Annotated in this window: 14 protein-coding genes; 11 read left to right on the top strand and 3 right to left on the bottom strand. The window is 68.7% G+C overall.

Translation table 11 applies throughout. The annotated features are described in order from the left end of the window. Nucleotides 1-30: 30 nt before the first annotated feature. Nucleotides 31-1,830: a DUF885 domain-containing protein gene (locus tag VG561_RS19375; protein ID WP_053495951.1), complete on the top strand. Its 1,800-nt coding sequence runs from the start codon at nt 31-33 to the stop codon at nt 1,828-1,830. 105 nt (nt 1,831-1,935) lie between these two features. Here VG561_RS19375 and VG561_RS19370 read toward each other — a convergent pair whose 3' ends face one another. Beyond that, nucleotides 1,936-2,394 (bottom strand): hypothetical protein, encoded by a 459-nt coding sequence (locus VG561_RS19370; protein ID WP_005420187.1) that lies wholly within the window; start codon nt 2,392-2,394, stop codon nt 1,936-1,938. 186 nt (nt 2,395-2,580) lie between these two features. Here VG561_RS19370 and VG561_RS19365 point away from each other — a divergent pair, with 186 nt between their 5' ends. The 4 genes from VG561_RS19365 to VG561_RS19350 all read left to right on the top strand — a co-directional run bounded on the left by VG561_RS19365 (nt 2,581) and on the right by VG561_RS19350 (nt 5,181). Then, nucleotides 2,581-2,829, top strand: a complete 249-nt coding sequence (locus VG561_RS19365; RefSeq protein ID WP_005420185.1) for a hypothetical protein — start codon at nt 2,581-2,583, stop codon at nt 2,827-2,829. Nucleotides 2,830-2,952: 123 nt separating this feature from the next. Further along, entirely contained in the window at nt 2,953-3,870 is a 918-nt protein-coding gene (locus tag VG561_RS19360; protein WP_049404914.1) for a bestrophin family protein, read from the top strand. A 19-nt stretch (nt 3,871-3,889) separates the two neighbouring features. Next, nucleotides 3,890-4,879, top strand: coding sequence for a porphobilinogen synthase (gene hemB, locus VG561_RS19355; RefSeq protein ID WP_014648793.1), 990 nt, complete (start codon nt 3,890-3,892; stop codon nt 4,877-4,879). A gap of 32 nt (nt 4,880-4,911) precedes the next feature. Further along, nucleotides 4,912-5,181 carry an SHOCT domain-containing protein gene (locus tag VG561_RS19350; protein WP_142235051.1) on the top strand — a complete coding sequence of 90 codons (270 nt, stop codon included), beginning with the start codon at nt 4,912-4,914 and terminating at the stop codon, nt 5,179-5,181. 30 nt (nt 5,182-5,211) lie between these two features. Here the strand turns inward: VG561_RS19350 and VG561_RS19345 are convergent, their stop codons facing one another. Continuing rightward, nucleotides 5,212-6,075, bottom strand: a complete 864-nt coding sequence (locus tag VG561_RS19345; RefSeq protein ID WP_014648791.1) for a TolB family protein — start codon at nt 6,073-6,075, stop codon at nt 5,212-5,214. A 48-nt stretch (nt 6,076-6,123) separates the two neighbouring features. Between VG561_RS19345 and aroE the strand changes: the two genes are divergently transcribed. From aroE to dinG, 3 genes are all read left to right on the top strand, one after another. After that, nucleotides 6,124-6,969 carry a shikimate dehydrogenase gene (gene aroE, locus VG561_RS19340; RefSeq protein WP_014648790.1) on the top strand — a complete coding sequence of 282 codons (846 nt, stop codon included), beginning with the start codon at nt 6,124-6,126 and terminating at the stop codon, nt 6,967-6,969. A gap of 3 nt (nt 6,970-6,972) precedes the next feature. After that, nucleotides 6,973-7,326, top strand: coding sequence for a hypothetical protein (locus VG561_RS19335; protein WP_014648789.1), 354 nt, complete (start codon nt 6,973-6,975; stop codon nt 7,324-7,326). A 167-nt stretch (nt 7,327-7,493) separates the two neighbouring features. Then, nucleotides 7,494-9,596, top strand: coding sequence for an ATP-dependent DNA helicase DinG (dinG, locus tag VG561_RS19330; RefSeq protein WP_049404916.1), 2,103 nt, complete (start codon nt 7,494-7,496; stop codon nt 9,594-9,596). 105 nt (nt 9,597-9,701) lie between these two features. On the opposite strand, the gene ilvD is transcribed toward dinG, so the two are convergent. Beyond that, nucleotides 9,702-11,540 carry a dihydroxy-acid dehydratase gene (gene ilvD, locus VG561_RS19325; protein WP_032959069.1) on the bottom strand — a complete coding sequence of 613 codons (1,839 nt, stop codon included), beginning with the start codon at nt 11,538-11,540 and terminating at the stop codon, nt 9,702-9,704. 409 nt (nt 11,541-11,949) lie between these two features. Here ilvD and VG561_RS19320 point away from each other — a divergent pair, with 409 nt between their 5' ends. The 3 genes from VG561_RS19320 to VG561_RS19310 are packed head-to-tail and all read left to right on the top strand — an operon-like array spanning nt 11,950 to nt 14,367. Further along, a complete protein-coding gene (locus VG561_RS19320) occupies nt 11,950-12,522 on the top strand; it encodes a DUF1190 domain-containing protein (RefSeq protein ID WP_005420172.1) in 573 nt (190 codons plus the stop codon). A gap of 7 nt (nt 12,523-12,529) precedes the next feature. After that, nucleotides 12,530-13,708 carry a glutathionylspermidine synthase family protein gene (locus VG561_RS19315; protein ID WP_142235052.1) on the top strand — a complete coding sequence of 393 codons (1,179 nt, stop codon included), beginning with the start codon at nt 12,530-12,532 and terminating at the stop codon, nt 13,706-13,708. Then, entirely contained in the window at nt 13,708-14,367 is a 660-nt protein-coding gene (locus tag VG561_RS19310) for a hypothetical protein (protein WP_180835841.1), read from the top strand. The genes VG561_RS19315 and VG561_RS19310 overlap by 1 nt, the downstream gene beginning before the upstream one ends. Nucleotides 14,368-14,667: the final 300 nt, after the last annotated feature.

The following is a 14,667-nucleotide window of genomic DNA, read 5'->3' as shown; positions in this document are numbered from 1 at the left end:
GGTGCGGGCAACCCTGTCCTGGAGTGCACCATGAAGCCGATCGCGTTGGCCGTTGCCCTGGCCCTGACCGCCGCCCCGCTGCTGTCCGCACCGCCGGCGCTGGCGGCACCCGCCGCCAAGGCCGCCACACCGGCCAGCCCGGCCTGGGTCGCCCGCAGCAACGCACTGGCGCAGATCCTGCTCGATGCGCAGGGCCCGTTCCAGCCGGAAGAAACCGGCTTCTTCGGCGTGCCCGGCTACGACGACAAGGTGGCCGACCTCGGCGCGGACAACGGCAAGCGCTACCGCGCCGCGATGGCCAAGGCCCGCGACGAACTGAAGGCGAAGCTGGCCACCGAGCAGGATCCCAACGTCCGCCAGGACCTGGAGATCATGATCCACGCCGCCAACCAGAACATCGAAGGCAGTGAGCTCAACGAGAAGTACCTGCTGCCGTGGAGTGACGCGCCGCAGACGGTGTTCAGCGGCCTCAACCTGCTGCTGTCCGACCAGGTGCCGGCCGAGCGCCGGGCCAAGGCGATCGACCGCCTCAAGGCTTACGCCGGCCTGCAGCCGGGCGGCACCGCGTTCACCACGCTGGCCCGCCAGCGCTACGAAGAGCGCTTGAAGGACAGCAGCCTGTTGCAGCCGACGAAGATCGAAGTGCAGCAGTCGCTGGACAACGTCGAGACCTACATCAGCGGCATCGAGTCGCTGCTGAAGAAGTACCAGATCGCCGGCGCCGATGAAGCGATGAAGGCCCTGGCCGGGCAGATGAAGGACTACGCCAGCTGGACGCGCTCGACCGTGCTGCCGAAGGCGCGCACCGACGCACGGCTGCCGGCGCCGCTGTACGCCTACCAGCTCAAGCAGGTCGGCATCGACATCGACCCGAAGCTGCTGATGCAGCGTGCGCAGCTGGAGTTCATGGAAACCCGCTCGGCGATGCAGCAGCTGGCGCCGCTGGTGGTGAAGGACAAGGGCCTGAAGGTGGCCGACCCGAGCGACCCGGTGGCGGTGATCCGCGCGCTGAAGGCCGACAAGATCGCCGACGACCATCTGGAAGGCCACTACCGCAAGGTGATCGATGCGATCGATCCGCTGATCCGCGAGCACGCCATCGTCGACGTGCCCAAGCGCGCCATGCAGATGCGCCTGGGTTCGGCCGCCGAGAGCGCGGCCAGCCCGGCCCCGCATTTCCTGCCTGCGCCGCTGGTCAACAACACCGGGCAGCAGGGCACCTTCGTGCTGCCGCTGGGCAACCCGGCCGCGGGCCCGGGCGCACAGTACGACGACTTCAACTTCGGTGCGGCGGCGTGGACGCTGAGTGCGCATGAAGGTCGCCCGGGTCACGAACTGCAGTTCACCGCGATGGTCGAGCGCGGCGTGTCGCTGGCACGCACCATGTTCGCGTTCAATTCGGTGAACGTGGAAGGCTGGGCACTGTATGCCGAGGCCGAGATGGTGCCGTACGAGCCGCTGGACGGGCAGATGATCGCCCTGCAGTTCCGCCTGCTGCGCGCCGCACGCGCGATGCTCGACCCGATGCTCAACCTCGGCCTGACCGACCGCGCCAACGGCGAGCGCGTGCTGATGGAGCAGGTCGGCCTGTCCAAGGCGATGGCCACCCAGGAACTGGACCGCTACATGGTGCGCATGCCGGGCCAGGCCGGCAGCTACTTCTACGGCTACACCCGTATCCTGGAACTGCGCATGCAGACTGAGCTGGCACTGGGTGCGAAGTTCGACCGCCTGGCGTTCAACAACTTCCTGCTCGACCAGGGCCTGCTGCCGCCGGACCAGCTGGCCGACGCGGTGAACAAGGTGTTCGTGCCGAAGTACAAGCGCTGAACACCCCCCGGTAGTGCCGGCCGCTGGCCGGCATTCCCCTGACGTCGGGAGGATTCCTGAGGTTGCCGGCCAGCGGCCGGCACTACCTGCGGTGATGCTGCCGCGTCACCGCTGCGGGGTGATCACCTGCGTCGGCAGTCGTGCCGGCGGTTCCGGGTTCGGCACCCAGATCGCCACGCCGGCGGCGCGCTTCTGCGTAGTCGGAATACCGATGCCGACGCCACCGCCGACATGCGAGCCGAACGTGCCGGCACCCACCGACATGCCCACCGGTGAGCCGCTGCTGCCCACGCCCATCAGCACCACGCCATTGGCGCCCAGCGCTGCGGCCTCGCGCTTCAGGCGCGCCACCGCTGCATCGGTCTGGCCCTGCGTGCCGAAGCCCACGGCAGACGCCGATTCCAGCTGGGCGATTTCCTGGGAGCCGGCCGGCGGCGTCGAATAGATCTGCACCAGTGCCGGATCGATCGGCGCGCGGGCGCGCCCCAGCATGACCTTGGAGGTGCTGGCACAGCCAGCGGCGACCAGCAGGATGGCCGCCAACGCGGCCCAACGGATGTTCATGGCACGACCCCTGTAGGACTGGTTGCGATCATCGGCGGGCCACTCTGAATCGGCGCCAACACCCGGCCCAGAGCAGGCACGGCGGCACGCTAGCACGGTGCCGGTGACAGCCCCGCCAACGGCAGTAGGCGGCGACGGCGGGAACGACTATGGTGCACAGACAGGAACCAACGGCGGGAGAGTGGAATGGGCGTGATCAGTCTGTTGTGGGGCGTACTGGCGCTGTTGTGGATGATCCTGGCGCTGATTCCGCTGCTGGGCTGGGGCAACTGGTTCCTGATCCCGTTCGCCGCCGTGGGCGCGGTGATCGCCGCGCTGGGCATCCTGTTCACCCACCCGACCAAGCGCGGCCGGGCCTGGGCCGGGCTGGTGCTGAACGGCATCGTGGTGGTGGTCGGCATCCTGCGCCTGGGCCTGGGGGGCGGCGTGATCTGAGCCGCATCGCCGGGTGCGACAGGGCGTCGCAGGTACACGGCCGCGGGCCGGGCAGGGGCGTACAATGAACGGCTGCGCGAGCCCCCCGCGTGCCTGTGAATCCGCGCCCGGCGCGGCTGGCCCATGATCATCCGACCCCGTCCCCACGGCTGGCAACTGCTGTACATCCTGCGCGGCTCGATCGTAAAAGCGATCGCGCCGAAGGTGCTGGCCATCCTGATCCTGTCCATCGCGGTGGCCGCGGTGGTGGAGCTGGCGCCGCCGACCGGCATCGAGCGCGTTTCCGTCACGCCGTTCACGCTGCTCGGCCTGGTGCTGTCGATCTTCCTCAGTTTCCGCAACAGCGCCTGCTACGACCGCTGGTGGGAAGGCCGCAAGCTGTGGGGCCAGCTGGTCTACGAATCGCGTTCGCTGGCCCGCCAGGTGAACCTGCTGCTGGCCGATGACGCCGGTCGCCGCCGCCGCATCGCCTACCTCACTACGGCTTTTGCCCATGCGCTGGCCGCGCGCCTGCGCGGGCGCATCGTGGCCCTGGCGGCGTTGCCGTGGCTGGACAAGCCGCAGCGCGAGCAGCTGGGCCAGCGCGAGAACGTGCCCGACGCATTGCTGTCGATGATCGCTGCCGAGCTGGCCCACGCCCTGCGCGCCGGCGAACTCGACCCGATCCTCTACACCCAGCTGGAAGAGCGACTGCACGCGATGTCGTCGATCCAGGCCGGCTGCGAGCGCATCCTCACCACGCCGCTGCCGTTCGCCTACACCCTGCTGCTGCATCGCTGCGCATGGATGTTCTGCGTGCTGCTGCCGTTCGGCCTGGCCAGCTCGCTGGGCTGGGGCACGCCGGTACTGTCGGCAGTGCTGGCCTACGCCTTCTTCGGCCTGGACCAGCTGGGCGAAGAAATGGAAGACCCGTTCGGCCTGGAGCCGAACGACCTGCCGCTGGACGCGCTGGTGCGCACGATCGAGATCGACCAGCTCGACGCGCTCGGCGAACGCCCGTTGCCCGAACCCCTGCTGCCGCAGGGCTACCTGTTGCAATAGCCACTCCTCGGAGCCTGCCATGTCCCACCCGCTTTACCGCCCGCGCCGCATGCGCCACGACGAGTTCTCGCGCCGCCTGATGCGCGAGAACACGCTGACCACCGACGACCTGATCTACCCGGTGTTCGTGCACGAACGGGCGGGCCGCACCGCAGTGCCGTCGATGCCGGGCGTGGAGCGGCTGTCGATCGAAGAGCTGCTGAAGGTGGCCGAAGAAGCGCTGGAACTGGGCATTCCAGTGATCGACCTGTTCCCGGTGATCGACCCGTCGCTGAAGTCGCTGGACGCGTCGGCGGCGTGGGCCGAGGACGGCCTGGCGCAGCGTGCGATCCGCGCGCTGAAGTCGCGCTTCCCGGAACTGGGAGTGATGACCGACGTGGCGCTGGACCCGTACACCACCCACGGCCAGGACGGCATCATCGACGACAAGGGATACGTGCTCAACGACATCACTGTCGAAGCGCTGGTCAAGCAGTCGCTGTCGCACGCCGAGGCCGGTGTGGACATCGTCTCGCCGTCGGACATGATGGACGGCCGCATCGGCGCGATCCGCCGTGCGCTGGATGCCGACAACCACATCAACGTGCGCATCATGGCCTACTCGGCCAAGTACGCCTCGGCGTTCTACGGCCCGTTCCGTGATGCGGTGGGCAGCGCGGCCAGCCTCGGCAAGGCCGACAAGAAGACCTACCAGATGGACCCGGCCAACGGCGACGAGGCCTTGCGCGAGATCGCGCTGGACCTGGAAGAGGGCGCCGACATGGTGATGGTCAAGCCGGGCATGCCGTACCTGGACCTGGTGCGCCGGGTGAAGGAGACATTCGGTGTGCCGACCTTCGCCTATCAGGTGAGTGGCGAGTACGCGATGATGAAGGCCGCCTTCGCCAACGGCTGGCTGGACGAACGCGCCTGCGTGCTGGAGTCGCTGCTGGGTTTCAAGCGGGCCGGCGCCGATGGTGTGCTGACCTATTTCGCGCCGCAGGTGGCGCGATGGCTGCGCGAGCGCTGACAATAGCGCCACGATAGACGGAGGACTGCGCGATGGGACCCGAACTGGGATGGGTGCAATGGCTGATCTGGGGCACCGGTACGCTGGTGTTCGGCGCCATCATCGTCGCTGTCTTCATCGCCGCCTGGCGGGCCGGCAAGCGCCCGCCGGAACAGCTCTCCGCTGCCCGCCACGTGGCCCGTGAGCAGGCGCTGCCGGCGACCGTGCAGGCCGAGCTGGCCGCGTTGAACCAGCGCAAGGACAACGGCCAGCTGAGCGAGATGGAGTACGAGCAGTTGCGCGCCAAGGTGTTGTCGCGCTGACGGGGCGTTTCATCCACGCATGGCGTGGATCTACCGCGCGCACCCGGCCACCGCCGCCACCTTCGGCACCGCCAACCGGTACACGTCCACGCCACCGGCACGCGGCGCCTTCGCTGCACTGCTGGCCACCATCATCTCGCCCGGCTTGGCGTTGTCGACCACCGGCGCACCGGTCCAGCCGCCGGCCTGGTTGAACGACAGCCCCAGCGGCTGCAGCGCTACACCGCTCCACGCACAGCCGCTGCTCCAGACCTGCGCGGTACTGCCATTGCCGCGGCTGAACACCACGGCGCCGTCCTGGCCCAGCCAGTCGCCGTCGGTCTCGTCGTCGGCGCTGTTCAACGCGCTCAGTGCGCTGGCCGGGCCGCGCAGGCCCTGCGCATCCAGCGTCGCCACGAACAGGTCCCAGCCGGCGCCACGGCCCTGCTGGCGGGCAAACAACAGCTGCTTGCCGTCCGCGCTCAGGGCCGGCCCGCGCTCTTCCCGGCGCCCGCCGTCACCGGCCAGCGGCTGCGCCGGGCCCAGCCGGCCGTCGGCGGCCAACGCGGCGCGGTACAGCGCCAGCGCGCCCTCGCGGCCGGCCGCGAACAGCAGCCAGCGGCCGTCACGGCTGAAGTAGGGATCGCGGGCTTCACCGGCCACGCCTACCGGCAGTACCTGTGCCTGCTGCCAGCGACCGTCCACCACGCGCGCCTCCCACAGGCCCCAGCCGGCCTCGCCGCGGCGGGCGAAGACGATGCGCTGGCCATCGGCGCTGATCGTGGCGCGACCTTCGTCGGCGCGGGTCGAGACCACGCCCATGCCTTCGATGCCGTACTCGTTCAACGCCATCGCCACGGGGGCAGAGAGTAGACTGGCGGCGAGCACCAGCAGGGGCGGGGTGATGCGCATCATCCGGTTCCGTGCACGAAAGAGCATCAGTCTAGCCAGCTTGAGGATTCCATGACCGACCGTTACGCCGTCTTCGGACACCCCGTTGCCCACTCGAAGTCGCCGCAGATCCACGCGACGTTCGGTCGCCAGGAAGGCATCGCCATCGACTACCGCGCGATCGACCTGGCCCCGGATGCGTTCCTGGCCGGACTGGAGGCCTTCGCCGCCGAGGACGGTGTCGGCGCCAACGTCACCCTGCCGCACAAGGAAGCCGCGTTCTCGGTGTGCACCACGCTGACCGCGCGCGCGCGCCGCGCCGGCTCGGTCAACACACTGCTGCGCAAGGGCGACCGCTGGCACGGCGACACCACCGATGGCATCGGCCTGGTGCGCGACCTGACCGACCGCCACGGCCTGGACCTGCGCGGTCGCCGCGTGCTGATGATCGGCGCCGGTGGCTCGGCGCGCAGCGTCGCCCCGGCGCTGCTCGATGCCGGCATCACCGAACTGGTGGTGGTCAACCGCACGCCGGAGCGCGCCGACGAACTGATCGACGCGATGGGCGAGCCCGGCCGTGCGATCAGCCGCTACTGGGAAGACCTGCGCGACCTCGGCGACTTCGAACTGATCGTCAATGCCACCTCGGCTGGCCGCGACCGCGACGTCGAGTTCAAGCTGCCGCTGTCGCTGGTCAATTCGATGACCACTGCTGTCGACCTGAACTACGGCGAGGCGGCCATCGCCTTCCTGGCCTGGGCCCGTGCGGCGCAGTGCCGCAATACCGTCGACGGCCTGGGCATGCTGGTCGAGCAGGCCGCCGAGAGCTTCCTGCAGTGGCACGGCGTGCGCCCGCAGACCGGCGAGGTCTACCAGTCGCTGCGCCAGGGCTCGGCCGTGCTGGCCGGCGAGGACTGACCGATGGACAGCACAACCCTGATGGTGACCGTGCTGAGCATGGTCGGCGTGCGCCTGCCTGTGCTGATCGCGCTGTGCGTCGGCCTGGTCTGGGTGGTCGGTGCGCCGCGCGATGCCACCCGCACCGGCGCGCTGGTCGGCCTGCTGCTGTTGCTGCTGTCCAGCCTTGGTGGCCTGGCGGCGGGCATGCTGCCGATGTGGCTGGTCAGCAGCGGCAACTTCAGCGCCATCTCGGGCATGAGCGCCATCTTCGGCGTGGTGCACTTCGCGCTGGCGATGGTCGAGGCCATCGGCGTGGTGCTGCTGGTGTGGGCGCTGGTGCGCCTGCTGCGTAGCCGTCCCGCCCCGGTCGCCTGAGCGCTGGCGCCGGGCCACGCCCGGCGTGTTTCGCCCTTGTGCGGCGCGGGCTTCGGACCGTGCGCGCCGGCGGGCGTCGTCGCTGGCTCGTTCAGGGTGCCAGCAACAGTGAACGCGGCCGGCCATGCGACAATGACCGGCCTGATCCAGCTACGGTAGTTCCCGGCGTGACCGAAACCGTCGCCGCTCCGCGCACGCTCGATGACACCTTGAAGGACGCGATCCGCAAGGCGTACACGACGCTGCAGGCCAACACCCCCGGCTTCTCCACCCGTCGCTCGCAGAGCCAGATGATCGGCGTGGTGTCGCGCGCGCTGTCGAAAAGCGGTGGCGTTGGCGTGGTCGAGGCGCCGACCGGCGTCGGCAAGAGCCTGGGCTACCTCACCGCAGGCGTGCCGATCGCGCTGGCCACCAAGAAGAAGCTGGTGATCAGCACCGGCACCGTGGCGCTGCAGTCGCAGCTGGTCGAGCGCGATATCCCGAATTTCCTGAAGGCCACCGGCCTGGAAGCGACCGTGGCGCTGGCCAAGGGACGCACCCGCTACCTGTGCACGCGCAATGCCGCCGAGGCGCAGGGCGAGGGCTCGCAGGGCGGCATGTTCGAGGATGACGCGCCACTGTTCGACCGGCCGCTGGCGCCGATCGAGATGGACATCGCCAAACGCCTGACCGACGCCTTCACCAGCGGCAGCTGGGATGGCGATATCGACAATGCGCCGGAGACCATCAGTCCCGGCCTGCGCAGCCGCATCACCACGCCGGCCTCGGGTTGTGCCGGGCGACGCTGCGCCTATTCGGCGCAGTGCGCGGTGCTGCGCTCGCGCAATACGGTGCGCGACGCACAGATCGTGGTCACCAACCACGCGCTGCTGCTGTCGGCGCTGTCGATCGGTGACAGCGACAACGGCCAGCCGTTGATCGCGCCACCCTCGGACATGCTGCTGGTGCTGGACGAAGGCCATCACATCGGCAACGTGGCGATCGACCAGGGCGCGGCCAGCCTCGCGCTGGACGAGATGGCCAAGCGCACCGGCCGCCTGCAGATCTTGATCGCCGGTGCGTACCGCGCGGTCGACAAGGACCGGCTGGGCAACCTGCTGCCCAACGAAGCGATCGAAGTCGCCAGCAACGTGGCCAAGCAGCTGCGCGCGTTCCGTGATCACATCGAGCGGGTGTGGATGCCGGCGCCGGCGGACGAAGAGCCGATGTGGCGCGCGGCCAATGGACGCCTGCCCGAGGCCTGGCGCGAGCCGATCGAGGCACTGGCCGACGATACCCGCAGCCTCTACAACTGGGCGCATGCGGCCACCACGCAGGTGGCCAAGGGCAAGCCGGACGATGCCGCGCGCGAGCGCCTGCAGCGCAACCTGGGCATGGCGCTGGAGATGATCGAGCAGCAGTACAACCTGTGGCAGGCGTGGCGCCGCGAAGACAAGGACGGCGCGCCGCCGATGGCGCGCTGGGTGACTGCCACCCGCGATGGCGACCTGGTGCTGCACGGTTCGCCGGTGTCGGCCGCGCACGTGCTGCGCAAGCTGCTGTGGGATGAAGTGGACTCGGTGGTGATGACCTCGGCGACGCTGACCGGCGGTGGCGACTTCCAGGCGCTGGCGATCGACAACGGCATTCCGGAAGAGGCCGAGATGGTCTCGCTGTCGTCGCCGTTCGACCTGCCCAACCAGGCCGAACTGATCGTGCCGAAGTTCCCGGTCACGCCGGACGACCGCGAAGGCCACCCGCGCGAAGTGGCGCGCTACCTGGACACCGAACTGGACTGGGCCAAGGGCTCGATGGTGCTGTTCACCTCGCGCTGGAAGATGGAGAAGGTGGCCGGGCTGATGCCGGCCGCGCGCCGCAAGCAGGTGCTGGTGCAGGGCGAGATGTCCAAGACCCGGCTGATCGAGGAACACCTGCGGCGTGTCGAGGCAGGCGAGGGCTCGGTGCTGTTCGGCCTGAACTCGTTCGGCGAGGGCCTCGACCTGCCCGGCGAGGCCTGCACCACGGTGGTGATCACCCAGGTGCCGTTCGCCGTGCCGACCGACCCGCAGACCGCCACCCTCAGCGAGTGGTTCGAGGGACGCGGGCTCAACGCGTTCAACCTGATCGCCATTCCGCATGCGCTGCGCACGCTGACCCAGTTCGCCGGCCGCCTGATCCGCACCTCCACCGACACCGGCCGCGTGGTCATTCTTGATTCGCGGCTGCTGACCCGCCGCTACGGCAAGCGCATCATCGACGCGCTGCCGCCGTTCAAGCGCGTGATCGGCTGAAAAAAGGGGACGGAGGGGATTAAGTCGTTTGAGGCACAAACGACTTAATCCCCTCCGTCCCCTTTTCCCAGATGGCGGCCAGCGGCCGGCACTACCGGATCGGCATCAATCGCCGAGCAGGGCGGTGTTGCGTACGGCGCCCTTGTCGGCGCTGGTGGCCAGCAGGGCGTAGGCCTTCAACGCGCTGGTAACCTTGCGCGGGCGTGGCGCGCGCGGTTTCCAGCCACGCGCGTCGGCGTCGGCGCGGCGCTGGGCCAGCGTGGCCTCATCCAGCAGCAGGTCGATGCGGCGGGCCGGGATGTCGATGCGGATGCGGTCGCCGTTCTCCACCAGACCGATGACACCGCCGCTGGCGGCTTCCGGCGAGACGTGGCCGATCGACAGGCCCGAGGTGCCGCCGGAGAAACGGCCATCGGTGAGCAGCGCGCACTGCTTGCCCAGTCCCTTCGACTTCAGGTAGCTGGTCGGGTAGAGCATTTCCTGCATGCCGGGGCCGCCCTTCGGCCCTTCGTAGCGGATCACCACTACCTCACCCGGTTGCACCTCGTCGGCGAGGATGCCGGCGACGGCCGCGTCCTGGCTTTCATAGACACGCGCGGGGCCTTCGAACACGTGGATCGATTCGTCCACGCCGGCGGTTTTCACCACGCAGCCATCCACGGCCAGATTGCCACGCAGCACGGCGAGGCCGCCTTCCAGTGAGTACGCATGCTGCAGCGAGCGGATGCAGCCCTCGGCGCGGTCCATGTCCAGGGTCGGCCAGCGCGTGGCCTGGCTGAAGGCCTCCTGGGTGGGGATGCCGGCCGGGCCGGCCTTGAAGAAGGCATGCAGGGTGTCGTTGTCACTGCGCACCACGTCCCAGCGTTCCAGCGCGTCGGCCAGGCTGGCGCTGTGCACGGTCGGCACCGTGGTATCGAGCAGGCCGGCGCGGTCCAGCTCACCGAGGATGCCGAACACGCCGCCGGCGCGGTGCACGTCCTCGATGTGGTACTTCGGCGTGTTCGGCGCCACCTTGCACAGCTGCGGCACGCGCCGCGACAGCGCGTCGATGTGGGTCAGGTCGAAGTCGACCTCCGCCTCCTGTGCTGCGGCCAGCAGATGCAGGATGGTATTGGTGGAGCCGCCCATGGCGATGTCCAGGGTCATCGCATTGGCGAACGCGGCCTGGGTGGCGATGCCGCGCGGCAGTGCGCTGGGGTCTTCGCCGCCATACCAGCGATGGCAGAGTTCGACGATCAGGCGGCCGGCGCGGCGGAACAGCGCCTCACGGTCGGCGTGGGTGGCCAGCGTGGTGCCGTTGCCGGGCAGCGACAGGCCCAGCGCCTCGGTCAGGCAGTTCATCGAGTTGGCGGTGAACATGCCCGAGCAGGACCCGCAGGTGGGGCAGGCGCTGCGCTCGAACGCGGCGACTTTCTCGTCGGAGGCGCTGTCATCGGCGGCCACCACCATCGCATCGACCAGATCCAGCTTGTGCTCGGACAGCCTGGTCTTGCCCGCTTCCATCGGCCCGCCGGAGACGAACACCACCGGGATGTTCAGGCGCAGCGCGGCCATCAGCATGCCGGGGGTGATCTTGTCGCAGTTGCTGATGCACACCAGCGCGTCGGCGCAGTGCGCGTTGACCATGTACTCCACGGCGTCGGCGATGATCTCGCGGCTGGGCAGCGAATACAGCATGCCGTCGTGGCCCATCGCGATGCCGTCGTCCACGGCGATGGTGTTGAATTCCTTGGCGACACCGCCGACCTGTTCGATCTCGCGCGCGACCAGCTGGCCGAGGTCCTTCAGGTGCACGTGGCCGGGCACGAACTGGGTGAAGGAGTTGGCGATGGCGATGATCGGCTTGTGGAAGTCGCCGTCCTTCATGCCGGTGGCGCGCCACAGGGCGCGGGCGCCGGCCATGTTGCGACCGGCGGTGGAGGTGCGGGAACGGTATTCGGGCATGGCGGGCGGAACGGGCGGGCCGTACGACGTGGGGGTCAGCCGATCATGGCCAATTTTTTCGGTTGCTGCTGCAACCACCTTCACCGCTTGCAGCGGCTTGGCGGTCCGCGCATTTCCCCTTATCCCCGCGCCTTCGGCGCGCCCCCCTTGAACAACAAGGGGGCTTCTTGCCGGAGACTTGGCTGCGCGCGCCGGGCATGACCGGGCGCCGCGGGATGTGTGCCAACCAAGGTTGGCACCTACCAGAGCGGTGCGTCGCCTGGGGTCGGATCCCATCGCGGCGCGATGGGCTCTGACCCCAATGCCGACGAAAATGAAAGTCCGTTCATCTTTCGCACTTTGCCGATTCCGGTTGCTGGCCCGGATTTGGCATCATTGGGGCATTGATCCGTCGACAGGGCATGAGGCCATGAAACGTTCCCGCACCACCGCGCTGCTGCTGATGAGCGCCGCGCCGCTGCTGTTCACCGCCTGCCAGAAGGAGCCGGAGGTGAAGGTGCAGGAAGGCCTGTATACCTCGGTGGAGGCCTGCACCGAGGCCACCGGCGATCCGTCGTCGTGCCGCAATGCGTTCGCCGAAGCGCAGAAGCAGGCCGCCGATGCGGCGCCGAAGTACGCCAGCAAGGAAGCCTGCGAGAAGGACTACAAGCCGGAGCAGTGCGTGCAGCAGCACACCTCGGCCGGTACCTCGTTCATCGGCCCGATGATGATGGGCTTCTTCATGTCGCAGATGCTGAGCAACCGCGGCGGCCTCGCCCCGCAGGCGCCGGCGTCGGCACCGGCCTACCAGGACAAGAATGCGGGTTGGGCGCGCCCGGCACCGGGTGGCACCGGTGGCCTGAACACCGCCAGCGGCATCGGTGCCGGCAAGGCCGGCCTGGCGCCGGTCACCAGCGAGCCGAACCGTGCGGTCACTGCCAGCCGTGGTGGCTTCGGCAATACCAGCGCACGCCGCAGCACCAGCGGCAGCTACGGCGGCTGATCGACCCATGCAGCGCATCCGGATTGCCGAGCGTGCCCAGTGGCGGGCGCGCGCGGAAGAGGCGGGTTTCCGCTTCCACACCATCGACGGCCAGCCGTACTGGGATGAAAGCGCGTATTACGCCTTCACCCTGCGCCAGATCGAACAGGACATCGAAGACCCCAGCGCCGAGCTGCACCAGATGGCGCTGGATCTGGTCGGTGATGTCATCGGCAGCGAACGCTTGATGGACCAGTTGGCGATTCCGTCGCACTACCGCGACTGGATCGCCGACAGCTGGCGCCAGCGCCAGCCGCACCTCTATGGCCGCCTGGACCTGGCCTACGACGGTAACGGTCCGGCCAAGCTGTACGAATTGAACTACGACACGCCGACCTCGCTGTTCGAAGCCAGCTTCTTCCAGTGGCAGTGGCTGGAAGACCAGCGCAATGCCGGTCGCCTGCCGCAGCATGCCGACCAGTTCAACGCCATCCATGAGGCGCTGGTCGAGCGTTTCGGCGACCTCGCCACACAGCTGCCGCCCCCGCTGTACTTCAGCGCGGTCGGCAGTTCGGAGGAAGACCGCGGCACGGTCGAGTACCTGCGCGACTGTGCGTCGCAGGCCGGCCTGCATGGCCAGGCCATCGCCATCGAGGACATTGGCCTGTCCGAGGACGGACGCTTCACCGCGCTGGACGATTCGGTGATCGGCACGCTGTTCAAGCTGTATCCGCTGGAAGACCTGATGGCCGAGGAATTCGGCCGCGCGCTGCCCGGTTCGGGCGTGCAGCTGCTGGAACCGGCCTGGAAGGCGGTGCTGAGCAACAAGGGCATCCTGCCGCTGCTGTGGCAGCGCAACGTGGGCCATCCGAACCTGCTGGAAGCGCATTTCGATGACGGCAGCACGCTGGCGTCGGGCTGGGTACGCAAACCGCTGTTCTCGCGCGAAGGCGCCAACATCGAGATGCACCTGGCCGATGGCAGCACCCAACGCAGCGACGGTCCCTACGACGGCCCGGCGATCATCCAGCGTGCGCATCCTCTCACCCGCTTCGAAGGCGGCTATCCGCTGATCGGCAGTTGGGTGATCGGTGACCATGCCTGCGGCATCGGCATCCGCGAGGATGACAGCGCGATCACCCGCGACAGTGCGCGCTTCGTGCCGCACGCGATCGTCGACGAGGCGCCGACGCGGATCTACGTCTGATGACGGTGCGGCGCAATCGCGACCTGCGGCCTGCGCCGCTGCCGGGCCGGCATCTGGATGACGGCCACGCCCTGTGGCGCTATTCGGACCGTATCGCGGTGCACTGCCACCGCTGCGATACGCCCGGCTGGGTGGTGCGGACGCCGGAATCGCGACGTTTCCGCTGCCTGGGCTGCAGCGCAGCCCTCGACAGTGGATGCGGCTGCGGTTGCTGTGCCGCGGGCGACTGGGTCGGGCCCGTGCGCTACAGCGGCTATCGTCCCTGCGGATACTGCGGGCACAAATGGGTCCGCGCCGAGCTGCACCGTGCACGTGCAGTGTCGCCGTTGCGGACGCTGGCGGCGGACTGCAGTCAGTGCGGACGCAGCAGCGAGGTGGAGGTCACGTTGTCGCGATGGCGTGGCAATGAGGCGATCGATCCGCATTTTGGCTTGCCGCTGCGGCTGGTCGAAAAGACTGCGGCCGGAGTGCTGTGGGCCTACAACGAAGCCCATCTGCAGGCACTGCACGACTACGCTGCCGCGCCTCTGCGCGAGCGCGCGGGCGTTACCAACGGTTCGATGTTCTCGCGCCTGCCGCAGTGGATGAAGCTGGGCCGCAACCGGGTGCTGCTGCAGCGTGCGGTGGAGCGGTTGCAACGTCGGTTGCTGCAGGGGTAGTGCCGGCCGCTGGCCGGCAACCGGTTTTGGTAGATGCCGACCTCGGTCGGCGCTGTGGGTTCGTGCCAACCAAGGTTGGCACCTACCATGGCGATGCATCGGTTGTTGCAGGGGTAGTGCCGGCCGCTGGCCGGCAACCGGTTTTGGTAGATGCCGACCTCGGTCGGCGCTGTGGGTTCGTGCCAACCAAGGTTGGCACCTACCAGGGCGATGCATCGGTTGCCGCAGAGGTAGTGCCGGCCGCTGGCCGGTAACCGGTTTTGGTAGATGCCGACCTTGGTCGGCGCTGTGGGGCGGGCC

The sequence above is a fragment of the Stenotrophomonas sp. CASM110 genome (assembly GCF_049384345.1).
GTDB classification, from domain to species: Bacteria; Pseudomonadota; Gammaproteobacteria; order Xanthomonadales; family Xanthomonadaceae; genus Stenotrophomonas; species Stenotrophomonas muris.
Note: the sequence above shows the minus strand (reverse complement) of the source record. Positions and strands in the feature narration are given on the sequence as shown.

What these genes read in the sequence shown, in the direction of transcription:
- VG561_RS19375 (WP_053495951.1), top strand. Translation starts at nt 31, where the DNA reads ATGAAGCCGATCGCGTTGGCCGTTGCCCTGGCCCTGACCGCCGCCCCG.
- VG561_RS19365 (WP_005420185.1), top strand. Translation starts at nt 2,581, where the DNA reads ATGGGCGTGATCAGTCTGTTGTGGGGCGTACTGGCGCTGTTGTGGATG.
- aroE (WP_014648790.1), top strand. Translation starts at nt 6,124, where the DNA reads ATGACCGACCGTTACGCCGTCTTCGGACACCCCGTTGCCCACTCGAAG.
- VG561_RS19370 (WP_005420187.1), bottom strand. Translation starts at nt 2,394, where the DNA reads ATGAACATCCGTTGGGCCGCGTTGGCGGCCATCCTGCTGGTCGCCGCT.
- ilvD (WP_032959069.1), bottom strand. Translation starts at nt 11,540, where the DNA reads ATGCCCGAATACCGTTCCCGCACCTCCACCGCCGGTCGCAACATGGCC.
- VG561_RS19350 (WP_142235051.1), top strand. Translation starts at nt 4,912, where the DNA reads ATGGGACCCGAACTGGGATGGGTGCAATGGCTGATCTGGGGCACCGGT.
- VG561_RS19360 (WP_049404914.1), top strand. Translation starts at nt 2,953, where the DNA reads ATGATCATCCGACCCCGTCCCCACGGCTGGCAACTGCTGTACATCCTG.
- VG561_RS19345 (WP_014648791.1), bottom strand. Translation starts at nt 6,075, where the DNA reads ATGATGCGCATCACCCCGCCCCTGCTGGTGCTCGCCGCCAGTCTACTC.
- VG561_RS19320 (WP_005420172.1), top strand. Translation starts at nt 11,950, where the DNA reads ATGAAACGTTCCCGCACCACCGCGCTGCTGCTGATGAGCGCCGCGCCG.
- VG561_RS19315 (WP_142235052.1), top strand. Translation starts at nt 12,530, where the DNA reads ATGCAGCGCATCCGGATTGCCGAGCGTGCCCAGTGGCGGGCGCGCGCG.
- VG561_RS19310 (WP_180835841.1), top strand. Translation starts at nt 13,708, where the DNA reads ATGACGGTGCGGCGCAATCGCGACCTGCGGCCTGCGCCGCTGCCGGGC.
- hemB (WP_014648793.1), top strand. Translation starts at nt 3,890, where the DNA reads ATGTCCCACCCGCTTTACCGCCCGCGCCGCATGCGCCACGACGAGTTC.
- VG561_RS19335 (WP_014648789.1), top strand. Translation starts at nt 6,973, where the DNA reads ATGGACAGCACAACCCTGATGGTGACCGTGCTGAGCATGGTCGGCGTG.